General features: G+C 70.9%; 13 protein-coding genes and 1 pseudogene. 3 read left to right on the top strand and 11 right to left on the bottom strand.

Annotated elements, in window-relative coordinates; genetic code table 11:
• Positions 1-38 precede the first annotated feature (38 nt).
• On the top strand, positions 39-1,271 hold the full coding sequence (locus QP119_RS09800) for a hypothetical protein (protein ID WP_284775743.1): 1,233 nt from the start codon (positions 39-41) through the stop codon (positions 1,269-1,271).
• A 47-nt stretch (positions 1,272-1,318) separates the two neighbouring features.
• On the opposite strand, the gene QP119_RS09795 is transcribed toward QP119_RS09800, so the two are convergent.
• The 3 genes and pseudogenes from QP119_RS09795 to gabT all read right to left on the bottom strand — a co-directional run.
• A complete protein-coding gene (locus tag QP119_RS09795; protein WP_284775741.1) occupies positions 1,319-2,893 on the bottom strand; it encodes an amino acid permease in 1,575 nt (524 codons plus the stop codon).
• Positions 2,894-3,006: 113 nt separating this feature from the next.
• Positions 3,007-4,461, bottom strand: coding sequence for an aldehyde dehydrogenase family protein (locus QP119_RS09790; RefSeq protein WP_284775739.1), 1,455 nt, complete (start codon positions 4,459-4,461; stop codon positions 3,007-3,009).
• 281 nt (positions 4,462-4,742) lie between these two features.
• A pseudogene (gabT, locus tag QP119_RS09785) lies at positions 4,743-6,080 on the bottom strand (4-aminobutyrate--2-oxoglutarate transaminase); the annotation flags it as partial.
• 267 nt (positions 6,081-6,347) lie between these two features.
• Between gabT and QP119_RS09780 the strand changes: the two are divergent.
• A complete protein-coding gene (locus QP119_RS09780) occupies positions 6,348-7,820 on the top strand; it encodes a D-alanyl-D-alanine carboxypeptidase family protein (RefSeq protein WP_284775736.1) in 1,473 nt (490 codons plus the stop codon).
• A gap of 92 nt (positions 7,821-7,912) precedes the next feature.
• Here the strand turns inward: QP119_RS09780 and QP119_RS09775 are convergent, their stop codons facing one another.
• The 6 genes from QP119_RS09775 to QP119_RS09750 form a co-directional block, all read right to left on the bottom strand.
• On the bottom strand, positions 7,913-8,995 hold the full coding sequence (locus QP119_RS09775; protein WP_284775734.1) for a YhjD/YihY/BrkB family envelope integrity protein: 1,083 nt from the start codon (positions 8,993-8,995) through the stop codon (positions 7,913-7,915).
• Positions 8,996-9,126: 131 nt separating this feature from the next.
• Complete coding sequence (gene trpS, locus QP119_RS09770; protein ID WP_284775731.1) at positions 9,127-10,164, bottom strand: tryptophan--tRNA ligase; 1,038 nt, start codon at positions 10,162-10,164, stop codon at positions 9,127-9,129.
• A gap of 28 nt (positions 10,165-10,192) precedes the next feature.
• Entirely contained in the window at positions 10,193-10,384 is a 192-nt protein-coding gene (locus QP119_RS09765; RefSeq protein WP_284775729.1) for a hypothetical protein, read from the bottom strand.
• Between the two features lie 188 nt (positions 10,385-10,572).
• On the bottom strand, positions 10,573-11,376 hold the full coding sequence (locus tag QP119_RS09760) for a trimeric intracellular cation channel family protein (RefSeq protein ID WP_284775727.1): 804 nt from the start codon (positions 11,374-11,376) through the stop codon (positions 10,573-10,575).
• A complete protein-coding gene (locus QP119_RS09755; protein WP_284775725.1) occupies positions 11,376-12,293 on the bottom strand; it encodes an exodeoxyribonuclease III in 918 nt (305 codons plus the stop codon). Before QP119_RS09755 ends, QP119_RS09760 begins: the two co-directional genes overlap by 1 nt.
• A gap of 46 nt (positions 12,294-12,339) precedes the next feature.
• Entirely contained in the window at positions 12,340-13,494 is a 1,155-nt protein-coding gene (locus tag QP119_RS09750; RefSeq protein ID WP_284775768.1) for an MFS transporter, read from the bottom strand.
• 437 nt (positions 13,495-13,931) lie between these two features.
• Here QP119_RS09750 and QP119_RS09745 point away from each other — a divergent pair, with 437 nt between their 5' ends.
• Positions 13,932-16,151, top strand: a complete 2,220-nt coding sequence (locus QP119_RS09745) for an NADP-dependent isocitrate dehydrogenase (protein WP_284775723.1) — start codon at positions 13,932-13,934, stop codon at positions 16,149-16,151.
• Positions 16,152-16,424: 273 nt separating this feature from the next.
• On the opposite strand, the gene QP119_RS09740 is transcribed toward QP119_RS09745, so the two are convergent.
• Both QP119_RS09740 and QP119_RS09735 read right to left on the bottom strand, forming a co-directional pair.
• Complete coding sequence (locus QP119_RS09740; RefSeq protein WP_284775765.1) at positions 16,425-16,628, bottom strand: YbdD/YjiX family protein; 204 nt, start codon at positions 16,626-16,628, stop codon at positions 16,425-16,427.
• 47 nt (positions 16,629-16,675) lie between these two features.
• Positions 16,676-19,033 (bottom strand): carbon starvation CstA family protein, encoded by a 2,358-nt coding sequence (locus QP119_RS09735; RefSeq protein WP_284775720.1) that lies wholly within the window; start codon positions 19,031-19,033, stop codon positions 16,676-16,678.
• Positions 19,034-19,074: the final 41 nt, after the last annotated feature.

Raw genomic sequence — 19,074 nt, 5'->3', positions numbered from 1 at the left:
GCGGGTGACGGGTGGTCCACGGGGTAGACTGTGCGCCCATGAGTAGCTCGACAGCCATCACGCCGGTGAAAATCTCGCTGACCGGCGGTGACTACTACACCCTGTGGGCGCCCCAGTGGCGGGAGCACGGCTCGGAGTGGCAGGCCTTCCTCGGCGACGACACCTCCGTGTTCGTCTTCGACACGCCCGCCGAGATGCTCGTGTTCCTCGAGTCCGGCGCGGACCACGACCTCAAGGCCCACCCGAAGTGGGAGAGCTTCGCCGCCCGCGGCGAGGACCGCGTGGTCCCCCGCGACAAGGAGAGCTACGACATCATCGGCGCCCCGGCCCACCTGGTCGAGCGCCCCTCCTACGAGAACGTCACCAAGGTCGCCGCCGCGGTGCGCATGGCCCGCAGCCTGGCGACGGTCACCTCGGCCGAGGACGCCGTGGTCTTCTTCGCCTCGCACTCGATCCTCAACAACCTCGAGCGCGGCCCCGAGCACTACTCCGGCGAGCCGGGCATGGACGAGTGGACCGGCCTGGGCCGCGTCGTGCTCACCAACTGGAAGAAGGTCGTCACCGCCCTCGACGAGCAGGTGAGCACCCCCGACTTCGACGAATCCGCCGTCGACGACGCCCGCGCGCGCATCGACGCCGCCGTGGCCGCCGCGGCCGCCGCCCGCGAGGAAGCCGAGGCCGAGCGCAAGGAGAAGGAGGCCGCCGCCGACCCGTACGACTCCTCGCCATGGGCCGCCGCCGGCATCGACCCGGTGCGCGTGACCATCGATGGCTCGACGCTGTACACGCTGCGCACCTACTTCGAGGGTGCCCCGGTCTTCCTGGGCCGCTACGGCGAGATCTTCACCTTCAACAACTCCAAGACGCTGGTGCGCTGGATGATCGGCGACCACAGCCACGACCTCGAGCGCTTCTCCACCTGGGAGGACCTTGTCACCCTGGCCAACGCCGGTGAGCTCGAGGTGGAGGTGCACGCGGACAACTCGTACTCCTTCGCGGGCATCGCCGAGGACATCGAGAAGGGCGTCGACGCCGTGGACCCCGACCAGATGGCGCGCGCCTACGAGCTGATGGCCGACGCCGCCGACTGGGCCGGCGACGACTCGATCAACTCCTTCTTCCTGGCCAACCCGCGCATGCAGGACTACATCTCCTACATGATCGGCTCCTCCGAGACCTCCGGCTACACCCCGACCCCGCCGTTCACCGACCGGGCCGAGGGCTGGAAGGAGATGGAGCAGCTGCTGGTCAAGCGCTTCTCGCGCAGCTAGCGGGAGCGCCCGCGCGGACGGGCACCCCTCCCCCGACGAGCCCGCGGCTAACCGGCCGCGGGCTTTTCGCCGCCCGCGGGACAGGCCGGCTCGGCCTGCGCGGCCTCAGCCTCTTCCACGGCCGCCGCATCTGCGGCCTCCGCCGCCTCAGCCTGCGCGGCCTCGCGGCGGCGGACGTGGCCGCGCGCGATCGGCCAGGCGGCCACGGCGAAGGCGATGGCGACCAGGCTGGTCCACACCTGCACCTGGCTGCCGGGGTCGGCGATCATGATGACGAAGACCACGGCCACGCCCACGACCACCAGCAGGTTGATCAGCGGGAAGAACTTCGTGCGGAACTCCAGCGCGCGCACCTCCTCGCGCGACATGCGCCGCCGGTAGGCGAAGTGGGTGCAGGCGATCATCGCGTAGACCACCAGCGCCACCAGCCCGGAGCTGTTCATGATGAACTCGAAGATCGGGGTCTCGGGGAAGACGAAGCGGAAGCCGACGGCGAAGAGCGCGCCGAGGATCGACGCGAAGATCGCCGGCACCGGCACCCCGCGGGCGTTGCGCCGGGCCAGCACCGGCGGCGCGAAGCCCTGGGCGCCCATCGCGGAGAGCATCCGCGAGGCCGAGTAGAGCCCGGAGTTGAGCACCGAGAGCACCGCGGTGAAGATGACCAGCCCCATGATCTGCGCGGCGCCGGGCACGCCGAACAGGTGGAGCACGTAGGTGAAGGGGGCGGTGGCCACGTCGGTGGGGTCCGGCAGCTGGTTCCAGGGCACGATCGCCGCGATCAGCGTGATCGAGCCGATGAAGAACAGCAGGATGCGCCAGATGACGGTGTTGGTCGCCCGCCGCACGCTCGGACCCGGGTCCTCGGACTCGGCGGCGGCCATCACGGCGATCTCGGTGCCGAAGTAGGCGAAGATGACCACGGCCATGCCGCTGAGCGCGACGGTGTAGCCGTTGGGTGCGAAGCCGCCGTGCTCCCACAGGTTGGGCACGGAGAAGCCCGCACCCGGCCACAGGCCCAGCACATAGAGGGTGCCGGCGCCCAGGAAGACGAAGACGGCGACGACCTTGACGCTGGCCAGCCAGAACTCGGTCTCGCCGAAGCCGCGCACAGAGACCGCGTTGGCCACGATGACCAGCGCGATCACCGCCAAGGATCCCGCCCAGGCCGGTATCGCCGGGAACCAGCCGTGCAGGGTCTCGCCGCCGATGACGGCGTCGTAGGCGAGCACGCCGACCCAGAAGTACCAGTACAGCCAGCCGACGAGGTAGCTGGCGAAGGGCCCGAGCCCGTCGCGGGCGTAGTCCATGAAGGATCCGACCGAGGGCCTGGCGGCGGCCATCTCGCCGAGCATCTTCATCGCCAGATACACCAGCAGCCCGCCGAGCAGGTAGGACAGGATCGCCGCCGGCCCGATCGAGCGGATGACGTTGCCGGAGCCGATGAACAGCGCCGAGCCGACGATGCCGCCGAGCGCGATCATCGTCACGTGGCGGTTGCGCAGGGTGCTCACCCCGCGCTGGGCGCTCTCGCTTGACGACGTCGCGCCTGCCGGCGTGGTGCCCGACGTCGCCGTCGCGGCCTGGGACGCGGCGCCCGAGGCGCCGGTGGCTGTGGTGGTCATGGGTCTGGGGCCTTCCGTGTGGTTTCTTGTGGTCTGTCTCGCCGGGGTGGCCGCGGTGGGCGGGTGCAGGCGAGCCCGGGTCGCCCGAGTCTGCCGCAGCCCCCTCCCCCGGCCTAGGGCAGGGCGACGTAGCGGGCGTCGAGGTACTCCTCGATGCCCTCGGTGCCGCCCTCGCGGCCGAAGCCGGACTGGTCCACCCCGCCGAAGGGCGCGGCGACGTCGGCGATGTTGACGCGGTTGACCGCGACCATCCCGGCCTTGAGCCGGCCGGCCAGCGCCTCGACCCCGGCCGCCGAGGCGGAGTAGCCGTAGGCGGCCAGGCCGGCGTCGGTGTCGTTGGCCGCGGCGATGGCCTCCTCGAGATCGCCGGCCACGCTGACGGTGGCCACCGGCCCGAAGATCTCGGTGTTCAGCACGTCGGCGCCGGCGGGCACGTCGGCGAGCACCGTCGGCGGGTAGAAGTAGCCCTCCCCGGGCACGTCGGCGCGGGTGCGGACGGTGACCTGGCGCGCCCCGGCGGCCACCGCGGCGTCGACAAGCGAAGACACGCGCGCGACGGCCTCGGGGGTCACCAACGGGCCGACCTCGGTCCCGGGCTCGGAGCCGGGGCCGACGGGCAGGGCGTCGAAGCGCTCGGCCAGGCGGGCGGTGAACTCCTCGACGACGTCGGCGACGACGATGAATCGGTTGGCGGCCACGCAGACCTGGCCGGCGTTGCGGGTCTTGGCGGCCACCGCCCCGTCGACGGCGGCGTCGAGGTCGGCGTCGGCGGCGACGACGAAGGGGGCGTTGCCGCCGAGCTCCATCGAGGTGCGCAGCAGCAGGTCCGCGGACTGGCGCACCAGCGTGCGCCCGACGGCGGTGGAACCGGTGAAGGTGACCTTGCGCAGGCGCGGGTCGCCCATCAGCGCGGACGAGAGGGCCGCGGCGTCGGTGGTCGGCACGATGGAGACGACTCCGTCGGGCACCTCGTGGTGGCCGAAGACGCGGGCGAGGATCTCGCCGAGCTTGAGCATGACCAGCGGGGTCTCCGCGGCGGGCTTGACCACCACGGTGCAGCCGGCGGCCAGCGCCGGGGCGATCTTGCGGGCGGCCATCGATAGCGGGAAGTTCCACGGGGTGATTGCCAGGCATGGTCCGACGGGGCGGCGGGTGACCAGGATGCGGCCCTGCCCGCCGGGCGAGTCGGCGTAGCGGCCGGGCAGGCGCTCGGCCTCGCCGGCATACCAGCGGAAGAACTCGGCGGTGTTGGCCACCTCGGCGGCGGCCTCGCGGAGCGGCTTTCCCATCTCGCGCGAGAGCACCGGGGCCAGCTCCTCGCTGCGGGCGCTCACCGCACGCGCCAGGTCGGCGAGGACGACGGAGCGGTGCCGGGCGGTGGTGGCGGCCCAGGCGTCCTGGGCCTCGTGGGCGGCGCCCAGGGCCGCCAGGGCGTCGTCGACGGTGGCGTCCGCGACCTCGGCGATGATCTCGCCGGTGGCCGGGTCGTGGACGTCGAAGGTCGAGCCGTCGGTGGCCGGGCCTACGGTGGTGCCGGTCCAGATTCCGGTGGTGATCTCCGCGCTCATCGGGCACCTCCCCCGGTGCCGGTGGCCCCGGTGCCGGCGCAGCCGGTCACGGCCTCGGCCGCGGCGGCGAGCCTGCGGGTGGCCGGGTCGGCGTCGACGAGGTCGTCACCGGGCTCGTTGCGCGCCTCCCCGCCGGCGTCACCTGCGCCCTCACCCGCAGCTCGGTCTGCGCCGCCGCGGGCCGCGCCCGCCGGGTTGGTCAGCGGGTTGGCCGGCGCCGGCACCCCGGCGGCGATGCTCGCCGCACTGGCCGCCCCCACCCCGGCGACGGCGGCGGCCCTCGCGCGCGCCCGGTCGAGGGCGACGATCTCGCGCACCAGCTGGCGCAGCCCGTCGCGCAGCAGGTCCTCGGGGACGGTCAGCGGGGGCAAAAGCCGGATGACGTTGCCGTCGATGCCGCAGGTGAGCACGAGCACGCCGGCCTGCGCGCAGCGCACCGCGACGTCGGCGACGGCCTGCGGGTCGGGCCGGCCGGCGGCGTCGACGAGCTCGACGGCGATCATGGCGCCGCGGCCGCGCACCTCGGCCACGCGTGCGAGCCCGTTGAGGGCGTCGAGCTCCTCGCGGGCGACGGTCTCGATCTCGCGGGCGCGGGCGGGAAGGCCCATCCGCTCCATCTCGGCGAGGGTGGCCAGGGCGGCGGCGCAGGCGACGGGGTTGCCGCCGTAGGTGCCACCCAGCGACCCGGGGGCAGGGGCGTCCATGATCTCGGCGCGCCCGGTCACCGCCGACAGCGGCAGCCCGTTGGCCAGCGCCTTGGCGGAGCAGACGAGGTCGGGCACCAGGCCCTCGTGCTCGGAGGCGAACCAGGTGCCGGTGCGCGCGATGCCGGCCTGGATCTCGTCGGCGACGAAGACGATGCCGTGGCCGCGGCACCACTCGGCCAGCGCGGGCAGGAAGCCGGTGGCCGGCACCACGAAGCCGCCCTCGCCCTGGACGGGCTCGGCGACCAGGCAGGCGATCTCGCCGGGCTCGGTCGTGCGCTCAAGGTGGGCGATGGTGCGCGCGGCGGCGTCCTCGCCGACCAGCCCGTCGCGCACGGGGTAGGACATCGGCGCGCGGTGGATGTCGCCGGCGAAGGGGCCGAAGTCCTTCTTGTAGGGCCGCGGCTTGGTGGTCATCGCCAGGGTGAGGTTGGTGCGCCCGTGGAAGCCGCCGTCGAGGACGGCCACGCCGCGCCGGCCGGTGTGGGCACGCGCGATCTTGACGGCGTTCTCGATCGCCTCGGCGCCGGTGCTGAAGAGCATGGTGCGCTTCTCGTGGTCGCCCGGCGTCAGCTTGCCGAGCCTCTCGGCGACCTCGACGTAGTTCTCGTAGGGGCTGACCAGGTAGCAGGTGTGGGTGAAGTGGCGGGCGGCCTCCGCGACGGCCTCGGCGACGGCCGGGTTGGAGGCGCCGGCCGAGGTCACGGCGATCCCGGAGGACAAGTCGATGAAGGAGTTGCCGTCGGCGTCGACGAGCACTCCCCCGTCGGCGTCGACCACGGCGCCGGGCAGGGTGGGCGCGACGGCGCGCGGGACGTGGCGTCGGCGCCGGCGGGCGAGCTCCTCGGTCTCGGGTCCGGGCGGGCCCTGCTTGATGCTGCGGACCTGGGGCAGGCGGTAGGTGAGATCCTCCACGGGGCTTCATCCTCCTTCGTCGTGTCTTGTCGTGTCTCGTGGGCGGTGAGCGCAGGCCACTTCGAACTCGTTTTGTGATCTGCAATACTCGCTTGTCAGGGGAGACTACTCCCGCGCGGGCTATCACATACTTTTTATGCGAAAAAGACATGGATTGATACGCCCCGCGGTGCGTTTGAAATTGCCGACGTCGCGCCCGCGCCCGTTTTGGGGAACGTTCCTCGCGTGCGCCTGGCTCGAGGCCGGGGCGCGTTCTACCATGAGCCAATGCACAGCCACCTGACCCGTCCCGCCCGCCGGGAGCTCCGCCGCGCCCTGCTCGCCCCGATCGCCCTCGGAGCCGCCACGCTGATGGCGGTGAGTGCGGCGGGGGCGCCCGCCGCACTCGCCCAGCAGGCGCAGGAGCCCACGGCGGAGTCCGCCGAGCGGTCGGGGGCGGAGTCCGCCACGGAGTCGGACGCCCCGGTCACCGACGCGCTGGGCAACCTCGTGCTCTCCCCGCGCGACAAGGCCCCGGACACCGACTCGTGCCCGCACAGCCTGATCCCCGCCGAGCCGCGCTCGACCTCCGAGCGACTCGCTCCGGGCGAGGAGTCGCCGACTCCCCCGCCGCCGGCCGAGGGCGCGGACTGCGGCATCACCGCGGTGAAGGGCTACCAGGTGCCCGAGGAGCAGACGGCCGCGGCGTGGATCGTCTTCGACATCGACTCCGGCGACGTCATCGCCCAGAAGGACCCGCACGGGCGCTACCGCCCGGCGAGCATCATCAAGGTGCTGCTGGCGCTGACCGCCATCAACGAGCTCGACCTGGACGCCAAGATGCCGGTCAGCGAGAAAGCGGCGACCATGGAGGGCTCCTCGGCGGGCATCGGCACCACCGGCTCCTACACCGCTCGCGACCTGCTCTACGGCCTGCTGCTCAACAGCGGCAACGACGCCGCGCAGGCACTCGCCGAGGCCCTCGGCGGCGAGGAGGCCGCCCTGGAGAAGGTCAACGCGCTCGCGCAGAGCCTGGGCGCGCACGACACGCACGTGGCTGACTACACCGGCCTGGACAAGCCGGGCCAGATGACCAGCTCGCACGACCTGGCGCTGATGTACCGGGCGGCCTGGGAGAACCCGACCTTCGCGAAGATGGTCGACACCGACTACGTGAACTTCCCCGGCCACCACGACAACGACCCGGACGCCGCCCAGGCCTCGACCGAGCCCGCCCAGCCGGCGCAGCCGGGGGCGACGGGCGCAGCACCGGGGACCGACGGGCCGCAATCAAGCGCCCCCGGCCAGGACCCGTTCACCGACGACGACCCGTCCAACGGCTACCAGCTGTGGAACGACAACCAGCTGTTCCTGCAGGACCCGGACGGCATCGGCGGCAAGACCGGCTACACCGACGACGCGCACCACACCTTCGTCGGCGCGCTCGACCGCGACGGGCGGCGCCTGGCGGCGGTGGTGCTGGACACGACGATCGACAAGGGCCGGGCGTGGGAGCAGACGCAGCGCTTCCTGCACGCCGCCTACGAGGTGCCCGCCGGCGAGAAGATCGACTCGCTGGCCGAGACCTCCGACAAGGTCGGCGCCGGAGCGACGACCGCCCCCGAGGCCGACGCCGCGGACGGCAAGACCGCGCAGGCCGGTATGTGGGCCGGGCGCGGCACCTGGGTCGGCGCCGGAGTCGTGGCCGCCGTGGTGCTGGCCGCGGGGCTGGTTATCTGGCTGACCCGCCGGCGGCGCTGAAGCCGGCCGTGCCTCGCGGCGCGGCAGGAGCCGGGCGGGACATGACTAAAGGGGCGGGGCCTTCATCGGCCCCTCCCCTTCCTTGTCTGCGCTCAGCGGCGGCGCAGCAGCGTCGCCAGCGCGGTGACGGCCGCACCGACGGCGGCGCCGACGCCCACGGCGGCCGGGGTGGAGACGGTCTCCGGGCGGACCTCGTTGCGCACGCGGATCACGGCCGGCTCGGGCGCGGGCAGCTTGACCAGGTGCAGCGACTCCTCGGTGGTGGCGGCCCACGCGGAGACGTAGAGCACCACGCGCCAGACCAGGTACATCATGACCATCAGACCGATGATCGGGCCGAAGGCCGCACCGGCCGGGTTGTTCAGCGCGTTGGAGGCGAAGACCGAACCGAGCTGCTTGATGACCTCGAAGGCGACGGCGCCGATCAGCGCGGCCTGCAGGCCGGAGCGGCGCGGCACGCGGGTGCGCGGCAGGTACATCACGATCCAGAGCATGACCAGGAAGTTGGCCGCGACACCGATGAGGACGGCCAGCAGCCAGGTGACGTACTGGATGCCCGGCACGTGGTCCAGGCCGACCATCTCGATCAGGCGGGCGGTCAGCCCGGAGGAGCCGACGGCCGTGACACCGAAGGCGACACCGAACGCGATGAGCAGACCGATCAGGCCGACGAGGTCCATGGCCTTCTTGACGGCGAAGTTGCCGTCGGTCGGGTCCAGGCGCCACATCTTGGACACGCCGTAGCGCAGGTTGTCCATCCAGCCGAGGCCGGACCACAGGGCGGTCAGACCGCCGATGCCGGCGATGACGCCGCGCTGGGCGACGGCGGTCTCGATGACGCCGCTGATCATCTCGCCGATCTCGCCCTCGAGGGCGCCGGTGACCGAGTCCTGGAGGGACTGCAGCTGGTCCGGGTTGTTGGCCAGCACGAAGCCGGCGCCGGCGAAGACGAGCATGAGCAGCGGGAAGATCGCCAGCACCGAGAAGTAGGTGATGCCCGCGGAGTACTGGTTGCCGCCGAAGGAAGCGTAGCGCTCCTGCATGCGCATCACGTGGTCGAACCAGCCCCACTTGCGGCGCAGCTTGTCCACCATGCCCGGTTCGTCGGCGGTGGACCGCTCGATGCCGTAGACGTCGGTCCTCTTCTCGTCGCTGTCGGTGACGGTCGCGGCCATCGTGTGCTCCTTGGCGGTTCGGTGCGTGTGGGGCGTGGTTTCGCGTGGGCGGGCACGCGGCGTGCGGCGCCCGCCGGGTCAGACCCGGCGGATGCGCCGGGGCGGATGACTCCGCCCGGCCAGTTTAAGGGTCAGTTGCCCTTCCTGTGCGCCGGGACGAGGAATCCCATCTTCTCGTAGACCTCGGCGACCAGCGGGTCGGCCAGCTCGTTGGCGCGCTCGGCGCCGCGGGCCAGGATCCGCTCGATCTCGGCCGGGTCGGAGACGTACTCCTCGTAGCGGGCCTTCAGCGGGGTGGTGAACGCCTCGAGGGCGTCGGCGGTGTCGACCTTGAGCTGACCGTAGCGCGCGCCCGAGGCGGTGTAGCCGGCCACCAGGTCCTCGATCGAGGTCCCGCTCAGGGCGGACTGGATGACCAGCAGGTTGGACACGCCCGGCTTGGTGGCCGGGTCGTAGGTGATCTCGTCGCCGTCGTCGGTGACCGCCGAGCGGATCTTCTTGGCCGAGACCTTCGGGTCGTCGAGCAGGTTGATCAGGCCCTTGGGGTTCGGCCCGGACTTGGACATCTTGGCCGTGGGGTCCTGCAGGTCGTAGATCTTGGCCGCGCCCTTAGGGATGAAGCCCTCGGGCATGACGAAGGTCTCGCCGAAGCGGTTGTTGAAGCGCTCGGCCAGGTTGCGGGTCAGCTCGAGGTGCTGGCGCTGGTCCTCGCCGACGGGCACGAGCTCCGGGCGGTAGAGCAGGATGTCCGCCGCCATGAGCATCGGGTAGGCGAAGAGACCGGCCGAGGTGCGGTCGGCGCCGTGGCGGGCCGACTTGTCCTTGAACTGCGTCATGCGGCTGGCCTCGCCGAAGCCGGTCAGGCAGGTCAGCACCCACGCCAGCTCGGCGTGCGCCGGGACGTGGGACTGGACGAAGAGGGTGGAGCGCTCGGGGTCTATGCCGAGCGCGAGCAGCTGGGCCACGCCGGCGACGGTGCGCCGGCGCAGCTCCTCCGGGTCCTGGTCGACGGTGATCGCGTGCAGGTCCGGGATGAAGTAGAACGCCTCGTAGTCGTCCTGCAGCTCAATCCACTGCTTGAGGGCTCCCAGGTAGTTGCCCAGGTGGTAGGAATCGGCCGTCGGCTGGATGCCGGAGAGGACACGCTGTGCGGAGGCTTGCTTGTTCATGGCGGTTCAGTCTAGCGCCACAGGGGCCCTACAGCTTGCGGGAGGTGGGGCTGATGCGGTCGGCGAGAAGGGCCCAGGCGACGACGATCAGCGCGCCGCCGACGGCCAGACCCAGACCGGACAGGATGCCCAGGACGGTGAAGCCGGCGGCCCCGATCGCCCAGATGGAGGCCGCACCGATGACGACGCCGAGGACGAGGCAGATGATCGCGAGAATCATAGAAATTCACCCTACATTCTTGCTGGTTTGATAGGTCCGGAAGCACAGGGTACCCCGCCCCGGCCCCGAGTTCGCGTGCGCCCCGGATCGCCTACCCCCGGCCGGGCGGACCGGCACGCCGACCCCCGGCCGACAGGGTGCCCGGCGCGACGACGAACGCACCCCGCCGGGGCGCGCGGCGCCCGGGCCTACTCGGCGCCCGGTGCGCCCTTGGTTCCCGGGCCGGAGCCACCGGGGCGGCGCCGGCGCAGGAACTTGGGCGGGCGCGGGCGCTTGGGCGGGTGCACCCCGCGGCGTCGTAAAGCGAGCCGGGCACGGCGCACGCCGGTCACCCGGTACGCACCGCGCAGGCCGCGGTACAGGCGCGGGTCCATCTGCTGCTCCTCGCCGAGGTACTCGAAGACGGGCAGCGAGATGTTCCAGTGCAGGGCGGCCAGGCGCCCGGCGATGCCCAGGGAGAGCGTCAGCAGGATGATCCAGTTCTCCTCCAGGCCCACCCAGTCCAGGCCCAGGTAGACCACCGTGATGCCGACGCTGATCGAGGCGTAGAGGTCCTTCTGGAAGACCAGCGGGATGCGGTCGGAGAACAGGTCGCGCAGCACGCCGCCGAACACGCCGGTGGCCACCGAGGCGACCGTGGCGATCAAAAAGCCGTGGCCCAGCTCCAGGGCGATGCGGGTGCCCAGCACGGAGAAGGCGCACAGGCCCACGGCGTCGGCGACGAGGAAGACGGTGCTGAAGTACTTCGCCAAGAAGGACAGCGAGACGGTCACCATGGCGGCGACGAGCACAATGATCAGGTAGACGGGGTTCTCCACCCAGATCAGCGGGTAGTGGTCGAGCAGAAGATCGCGGACCACTCCCCCGCCGAAGGCCGTCACACAGGCCAGCACGAGCACGCCGAAGAGGTCGAAGCGCTGCCGGCCCGCCGCCAGAGCTGCGGTCATCGCCTCGGCGGTGATGCCGATGATGTAGGTGATCGAGAGCAGCATCAGCGGTAGGTGACGGTCAGCGGCGAGTGGTCGGACCAGCGCATCTCGACGCTGTCGGCCTTGTCCACGTGCACGGACTCGGCGCGCTCGAGCATCTCGGCAGTGGCGGCCTGGTAGTCGATGCGCCACCCGGCGTCGTTGTTGAACGCCTGGCCGCGGTAGGTCCACCAGGTGTAGGGGCCGGGGCCCTCGGGGTTGAGGCGGCGGGTGACGTCGAACCAGGCCGGCTCGGCGGCCGGCTCGCGCACCGGGCCGCCGGCGTAGTCGACGGCGCCGGCGAAGGTGCCGACCTCGGCGACGTCCGCGGTCTGCGAGGCGTCCTCCGGGAAAGCGCCGAAGACGGAGTCCATGAAGCGGCGCTCGTCGGGCAGGAAGCCGGACTTCTTCAGGTTGCCCTTCCAGTTCTTCAGGTCCTCGCGGCGGTGGCAGATGTTCCAGTCGCCGCAGACGACCATGCGCGGGTACGTGCGTGCCCGCTCGGCGAGGACGTCAGTGAACTCGTCGAGGAAGCGGTACTTCTCGTCCTGCTTGGGGGTGTCCTCGGAGCCGGAGGGCAGGTAGAGGCTGGCCAGGCGCACCGGGCCGAAATCGGCCTCGTAGGTGCCCTCGAGCCAGCGCCCGGCGTCGGTGAAACTGCCGAAGCCGATCTCGACGTCCGTGAGCTCCTTCTTGGACAGGATGCCCACGCCGGCGCGGCCCTTGGCGGCGGCCGGGGCGACGACGAGGTGCCAACCTTCCTCGAGGGCTCCGGCCAGCGCCTTCTCGGCCTGCTCGACGGTGGCGCGCACCTCCTGCATCAGCACGACGTCGGGGTCTGCGTGGTGCAGCCAGTCGACGAGGCCGAGGTTGGCCTCATTGCGCTTCTTGGTGGCGGCGCGGATGCCGTTGACGTTGACAGAGGTGACGGTCAGGCTCATGCGCACGATCCTATCGGGCGCGGCGCAAAAACCCGGTCCGGGGCTATCAATCCGCGGCGAGGCTGCGGCGGCGCAGCAGGAAGGCCGAGATCCAGACCAGGATCGCGGCGGCTGCCAGGCCGGCGCCGGCGAAGGCGGGGGCCGCGTAGCCGTGGCCGGCGGCGATGACCGCGCCGCCCAGGGCCGCGCCCAGCGCGTTGGCCAGGTTCAGGGCGGACTGGTTGAGGGCGGCGGCCAGGGTCTGGGCGTCGCCGGCGACGTCCATCAGGCGGATCTGCAGGCTCGGGATGAGCGTGGAGCCGAAGAAGGAGACGAAGCCGAAGTTGATCGAGCCCAGGATGACGTTGGTCGAGGAGAAGTAGAAGCAGACGAGCACCACGGCGATCATGATCAGCGAGAACAGGATGCCGAACTCGAGGTTGCGGTCCGCGATGCGCCCGCCGAACCAGTTGCCCACCACGGAGCCGACGCCGTAACACATGAGCACCACGGGCATCCAGGACGGATCGAGGCCCGCGCGGTCCACCATGATCCAGGAGATATAGGTGTAGACCGAAAACATGCCGCCGAAGCCGACGGTGCCCATCGCCACAGTCAGCCAGACCTGGCTCTTGGTCAGCGCGGAGAGCTCGGTGCGGAAGCCCGTGGCCTTCATCTCGGTCATGTGCGGCATGAGGAACCACAGGGCAACCAGGCAGATGAGGAAGAGCGCGACCACCAGCGCGTAGGCGGCCGGCCAGCCGGCGAGCTGGCCGAGGGCCTGGGCGGCGGGAACACCGACGACGGTGGCCACCGACAGGCCCATGCCGACGAACGCGATGGCCTGGCCGCGCTGGCCGGGCGGGGCCATCGAGGCCGCCGAGAGCCCGGCGACCGAGAAGTAGGCCCCGTGCGGCAGCCCGGAGATGACGCGGGCTGCCATGAGCACCCACAGCGAGCCGGTCACGGCGGCGAGCACGGTCAGAAGGTTGCCCAGCACCAGGCCGAAGGTCAGGAGCAGCAGCAGGCGGCGCCGCGGCAGCCGCCCGGTCAGCGCGGCGATGCCCGGCGCGCCGATGACCACGCCGAGGGCGTAGGCGGAGATGATGCGCCCGGCGACGTCCTCGGTGACCCCGAAGTCCTCGGCGATGAGGCTGAGCAGACCCATCGTGACGAACTCGGTGGTGCCGATGGCGAAGGCACCGACCGCCATCGCCAGCATGACGATGATCCGGCGCGGCTCGGAGATCTCGGTCTGCCGCGGGCGCGGGCGCCGCGCGGGCAGGCCGACGGGCTTGATGGTGCGGAAAGTCACCGGGGCAGGCTACACCCCGCTCTCCCGGCCCGCCCAGCCAGAACGCCTCGCAGTGACACGGTCGACGCCGCGCCGCGCGGGCGCGGTGCGGCACACGCCGGCGGCGCCCGCCCGCGGCGAGCGACGCGACGTCGGCAAGCACGCACATGCGTGACGCGGCGCACACACGGGGGTGACGCGCGGCGCACGCAAGCGGCGGAGCGGACCGGCCCCGCCCGGCGGTTTTGGTACGACGACGCCGCGGGGCTCCCGGACGGGGTTAACCACGCACGGCACGCCCGGGGTCCCGCCGCTAACCTGGTGGGTTGAAGTGTCTGAAAGTACCAATCACTGAAGGAGAGACTGTGGCCACGATCATCTGGACCCGCACGGACGAGGCGCCGCTGCTGGCGACCTATTCCTTTAAGCCGATTGTCGAGGCGTTCTCCTCGACCGCCGGCATCGACGTCGAGACCCGCGACATCTCCCTGGCCGGCCGCATCCTCGCCCAGTTCCCGGACCGGCTCACCGAGGAGCAGCGCGTCGACGACGCCCTCGCCGAGCTCGGCAAGCTGACCAAGACGCCCGAGGCCAACATCATCAAGCTGCCGAACATCTCGGCCTCCCTGCCGCAGCTCAAGCGCGCCATCGCCGAGCTGCAGGCCGACGGCTACGACATCCCGGACTACCCGGAGAACCCGGAGAGCGACGAGGAGAAGGACGCCCGCGCCCGCTACGACGCCGTCAAGGGCTCCGCCGTCAACCCGGTGTTGCGCGAGGGCAACTCCGACCGCCGCGCGCCCGTCGCGGTGAAGAACTTCGTGCGCTCCCACCCGCACTCCATGGGTGAGTGGGCGAAGGACTCCAAGACCAACGTCGCCACCATGGACGCCGACGACTTCCGCCACAACGAGAAGTCCGTGATCGTCGACAAGGCCCAGACCCTGAAGATCGTCCACACCGCCGCCGACGGCACCGAGACGGTGCTCAAGGACGACCTCAAGGTCGAGGACGGCGAGGTCGTCGACGCGACCTTCATGTCGGCCGAGGCCCTCGATAACTTCCTGGCCGAGCAGGTCGCCCGCGCCAAGGCCGACGGCGTGCTCTTCTCCGCGCACCTGAAGGCCACCATGATGAAGGTCTCCGACCCGGTCATCTTCGGCCACGTGGTACGCGCCTACTTCAAGGACGTCTTCGACGCCTACGGCGACAAGCTGATGGCCGCCGGCCTCAACGGCGAGTCCGGCCTGGCCGCCATCCTCAGCGGGCTCGACGAGCTCGACGGCGGCGAGGAGATCAAGGCCGCCTTCGACAAGGCGCTCGCCGAGGGCCCGGACCTGGCCATGGTCAACTCCCACAAGGGCATCACCAACCTGCACGTGCCCAGCGACGTGATCATCGACGCCTCCATGCCGGCGATGATCCGCACCTCCGGGCAGATGTGGAACAAGAACGACGAGACCCAGGACACCCTGGCCGTCATCCCGGACTCCTCCTACGCCGGCGTCTACCAGACCGTCATCGACGACTGCAAGGAAAACGGCGCCTTCGACCCGACCACGATGGGCACCGTGCCCAACGTCGGCCTGATGGCCCGTAAGGCCGAGGAGTACGGCTCTCACGACAAGACCTTCGTCATCCCGGCCGACGGCACCGTGAGTGTGGTCGACGAGGCCGGCGAGACCCTGCTCGAGCACGAGGTCGGCGAGGGTGACATCTGGCGCGCCTGCCAGACCAAGGACGAGCCGATCCGCGACTGGGTCAAGCTTGCCGTCGACCGCGCCCGCGAGTCCGGCATGAAGGCCGTCTTCTGGCTGGACCCGGAGCGCGGCCACGACCGCACCATCCAGTCGCTGGTGGAGAAGTACCTCGGCGAGCTGGACACCGAGGGCCTGGACATCGAGATCCTCGACCCGGTCGCCGCGACCAAGCTGTCGGTGGAGCGCATCCGCCGCGGCGAGGACACTATCTCCGTGACCGGCAACGTGCTGCGTGACTACAACACCGACCTCTTCCCGATCCTCGAGCTGGGCACCTCCGCGAAGATGCTCTCCGTGGTGCCGCTGATGGCCGGCGGCGGACTCTTCGAGACCGGTGCGGGCGGCTCCGCCCCGAAGCACGTCCAGCAGGTCCTCGAGGAGAACCACCTGCGCTGGGACTCCCTGGGCGAGTTCCTGGCACTGGCCGAGTCCTACCGCCACGAGCAGCGCAAGAACGACAACGGCAAGGCCGGCGTGCTGGCCGACGCCCTGGACAAGGCCACCGAGAAGGTGCTGGCCGAGGGCAAGTCGCCGTCGCGCAAGGTCGGCGAGATCGACAACCGCGGCTCGCACTTCTGGCTGGCCAAGTTCTGGGTCGACGCACTGGCCGCCCAGGACGAGGACGCGGAGATGAAGGAGTACTTCACCCCGCTGGCCGAGAAGCTGGGCGAGGTCGCCGAGCAGGTGGACAAGGACCTGATCGACAACCAGGGTTCCGAGGTCGACCTCGGCGGCTACTTCCTGCCCGACGACGCGAAGGCCTCCGCCGTCATGCGCCCCTCCGAGGCGTTCAACGCGGTGCTCGACGCGCTCTCCGACAAGTAGCGCTTCCGCGCGCGGCGCGATTGCCGACGTCGCGCGGGCCCACGGGCCTGCGTAGGCGCGGCGCCTCTGCGCCGGAGAAAGGACCGCCCGGCTCCGGCCGGGCGGTCCCTTTGTGGTTTGTGCCGGTTCTGTCGATCCCAGGGGCGCGACCGCACCCAGGTGCGCTGATCGCGGAGCGGTTGACCCGTCCCTCCCCCTCACCGTTGCATGTGCCAGGCGCTCAATCGGGCCGTTTCGGGGTCAAGCACATGCAACGGCGGCCGACCCCGGCAGTCAGCAGCAGCGCGCGCCCGGATTCGCGTCCTGGGCGGCCCAGCGGGCCCGCCAGTACTCCTTCTCCGTGGGCACCTCGCGGTCGGGGTGGTGGGCCTGAAGGTGCGCGACGTACTTGGCGTAGTCGTGGTCGCCCATCAGCTCACCGAGGTACCAGCCCACCGAGCGTACCGCCGAGCAGGTCGCCCGCCAGACCCGTGTCAGGGCGCCGGGCGCGGCGTCGGAAATCGTGGTCCGGTAGACGGCGGAGGTCATCGTGCCCCCTCGGCGGCGCTCGCACGCACCTCGTGCTCGCCGGCCTCGCCGCCGCCGGCGACGGTCATCTCGTCGGAGCCCTGGTAGGCCTCGATCTGCTTGTCCAGCTTGGTGGCCAGCATCCCGTGCGGGGCGAAGAAGTTCGACGGGTGATCGGGCTCCTCACTCGACTGGACCTCGAGGCCAGCCGCCCGGGCGCGCACGGCCTTGACGCAGGCCACGGCCGCGGCACCCATGACGATGAGCACCAGCACGGCGAACAGGATCGACAGGGAACCCTGCACGGCGGTGTTGCGCACGACGTCGGAAATCTCCTCGGGGGTCTGGGCTGCGCCGAAGGACTGCGCCCCGGAGTTGAGCGCCTCCTTGTAGCGCGCGTGTTGCGCCCAGAAGCCGATGGCCGGGTCAGAGTGGAAGATCTTCTGCCAGGAGGCGTACATGGTGATGATCAGGTCCCACGCCAGCGGCAGACCCGGGATCCAGGCCCACGTGTACAGGCCCTTCTTGACCACCACGACCAGCACCAGGGCCAGGGCGATGGCGGCGAGCAGCTGGTTGGCGATGCCGAACAGCGGGAAGAGGACGTTGATGCCGCCGAGCGGGTCGGTGACGCCCATCAGCAGGATCGCGCCCCAGATGCCGCAGGTGGCGATGGTGCCGATCCAGTGGCCCGGGGTCCACTCCGGGTCGCCGAACTTCTTCAGGCCCGGGATGTTGGACAGCGAGTCGGTCATCATGAAGCGGGCGACGCGGGTGCCGGCGTCGACGGTGGTCAGGATGAACAGGGCCTCGAACATGATCGCGAAGTGGTACCAGAAGGCCTGCAGCGAGTCGTTGCCGAAGACGTCGGTGAGCACCTCGGACATGCCGAAGGCCAGGGTGGGCGCGCCGCCGGTGCGCGAGACGATGGACTCCTCGCCGATCGCGTTGGCCGCGGCGGTGATCTCCTCGGCGCTCAGGTTGTCGCCGGGAAGCCCGATGCTGTTGACCCACTGGGCGGCGGTGGCGGCCTCGCCGCCGGTCAGCGCCGCGGGGGCGTTCATCACGAAGTAGAGGTGGCGGTCCAGGATCACGGCGGTGACCAGGGCCATCAGGGCGACGAAGGACTCCATGAGCATTCCGCCGTAGCCGAGCATGCGCATGTGGGACTCCTTCTCCATCAGCTTCGGGGTGGTGCCCGAGGAGATCAGGGAGTGGAATCCGGACAGCGCGCCGCAGGCGATGGTGATGAACAGGAACGGGAAGAGGTCGCCGGAGAAGACCGGGCCGTTGCCCTCTGTGGCGAAGTGGGTCACGGCGGGCATCTCGATCTTGGGCGCGACGATGACGATGCCGACGGCCAGCAGCGCGATGACGCCGATCTTCATGAAGGTCGACAGGTAGTCGCGCGGGGCCAGCAGCAGCCAGACGGGCAGCAGGGCGGCCACGCAGCCGTAGATGATCAGGCACCAGGCCAGGGCGACCTTGGAGAGGGTGAAGATCTCGGCACCCCAGGTGGTCTCGGCGACCCACCCGCCGGCGACGATGGCGGCCAGCAGCAGCACGATGCCGATGGCGGAGACCTCGACGACGCGGCCCGGGCGCAGGTAGCGCATGTAGACACCCATGAAGATCGCGATCGGGATGGTCATCGCGATGGAGAACACACCCCAGGGGCTGTCTGCCAGGGCGTTGACGACGATCAGCGCGAGCACCGCGATGAGGATCAGCATGATCGTCATCACGGCGAGGATGCCGGCCGCACCGCCGACGGTGCCCATCTCGTCGCGGACCATCTGGCCGAGCGAGCGGCCGCGGCGGCGGGTGGAGACCCACAGCACCATGTAGTCCTGGACGGCGCCGGCGAGGATGACGCCGATGACGATCCACAGGGTGGACGGCAGGTAGCCCATCTGGGCGGCCATGACGGGCCCGACCAGCGGGCCGGCGCCGGCGATGGCGGCGAAGTGGTGGCCGAACAGGACGCGGCGGTCGGTGGGCAGGAAGTCGTTGCCGTCGGCGGCGTACTCGGCCGGGGTGGCGCGCGCGTCGTTCGGCTTGACCACTTTGTACTCGATCAGGCGCGCGTAGAGCGTGTAGCCGATGATGTAGGAGCCGACGGCGGCGGCGACCAGCCACACGGAGTTGACCTGCTCGCCGCGGGAGAAGGCGAGCACGCCCCAGGCCACGGCGGCGAGGATCGCGATGACCATGAGCGTGATGCGAGCGGCCACGGAGAAGCCGGCGGGGCGCTGGACGCCGACGATGCGGCCGGTCTTTTCGTTGCGGATCAGTTCGTGGCCCTCGGGCGGCTGGGGCGCGCCGGCCTCCGCCGGTTCGCCGCCTGCGCCGGGACGCGTCAGTGCTGTGCTCATTGCGCTGGCCTTTCGGTGCGTGGTGGTGCACGGGGTGGCGC

Origin of the sequence: Corynebacterium frankenforstense, from assembly GCF_030211955.1 — a bacterium.
GTDB classification, from domain to species: Bacteria; Actinomycetota; Actinomycetes; order Mycobacteriales; family Mycobacteriaceae; genus Corynebacterium; species Corynebacterium frankenforstense_A.
This window is presented reverse-complemented; position numbering and strand designations above follow the sequence as displayed.

What these genes read in the sequence shown, in the direction of transcription:
- QP119_RS09800 (WP_284775743.1), top strand. Translation starts at nt 39, where the DNA reads ATGAGTAGCTCGACAGCCATCACGCCGGTGAAAATCTCGCTGACCGGC.
- QP119_RS09795 (WP_284775741.1), bottom strand. Translation starts at nt 2,893, where the DNA reads ATGACCACCACAGCCACCGGCGCCTCGGGCGCCGCGTCCCAGGCCGCG.
- QP119_RS09790 (WP_284775739.1), bottom strand. Translation starts at nt 4,461, where the DNA reads ATGAGCGCGGAGATCACCACCGGAATCTGGACCGGCACCACCGTAGGC.
- QP119_RS09780 (WP_284775736.1), top strand. Translation starts at nt 6,348, where the DNA reads ATGCACAGCCACCTGACCCGTCCCGCCCGCCGGGAGCTCCGCCGCGCC.
- QP119_RS09775 (WP_284775734.1), bottom strand. Translation starts at nt 8,995, where the DNA reads ATGGCCGCGACCGTCACCGACAGCGACGAGAAGAGGACCGACGTCTAC.
- trpS (WP_284775731.1), bottom strand. Translation starts at nt 10,164, where the DNA reads ATGAACAAGCAAGCCTCCGCACAGCGTGTCCTCTCCGGCATCCAGCCG.
- QP119_RS09765 (WP_284775729.1), bottom strand. Translation starts at nt 10,384, where the DNA reads ATGATTCTCGCGATCATCTGCCTCGTCCTCGGCGTCGTCATCGGTGCG.
- QP119_RS09760 (WP_284775727.1), bottom strand. Translation starts at nt 11,376, where the DNA reads ATGCTGCTCTCGATCACCTACATCATCGGCATCACCGCCGAGGCGATG.
- QP119_RS09755 (WP_284775725.1), bottom strand. Translation starts at nt 12,293, where the DNA reads ATGAGCCTGACCGTCACCTCTGTCAACGTCAACGGCATCCGCGCCGCC.
- QP119_RS09750 (WP_284775768.1), bottom strand. Translation starts at nt 13,494, where the DNA reads ATGCTGGCGATGGCGGTCGGTGCCTTCGCCATCGGCACCACCGAGTTC.
- QP119_RS09735 (WP_284775720.1), bottom strand. Translation starts at nt 19,033, where the DNA reads ATGAGCACAGCACTGACGCGTCCCGGCGCAGGCGGCGAACCGGCGGAG.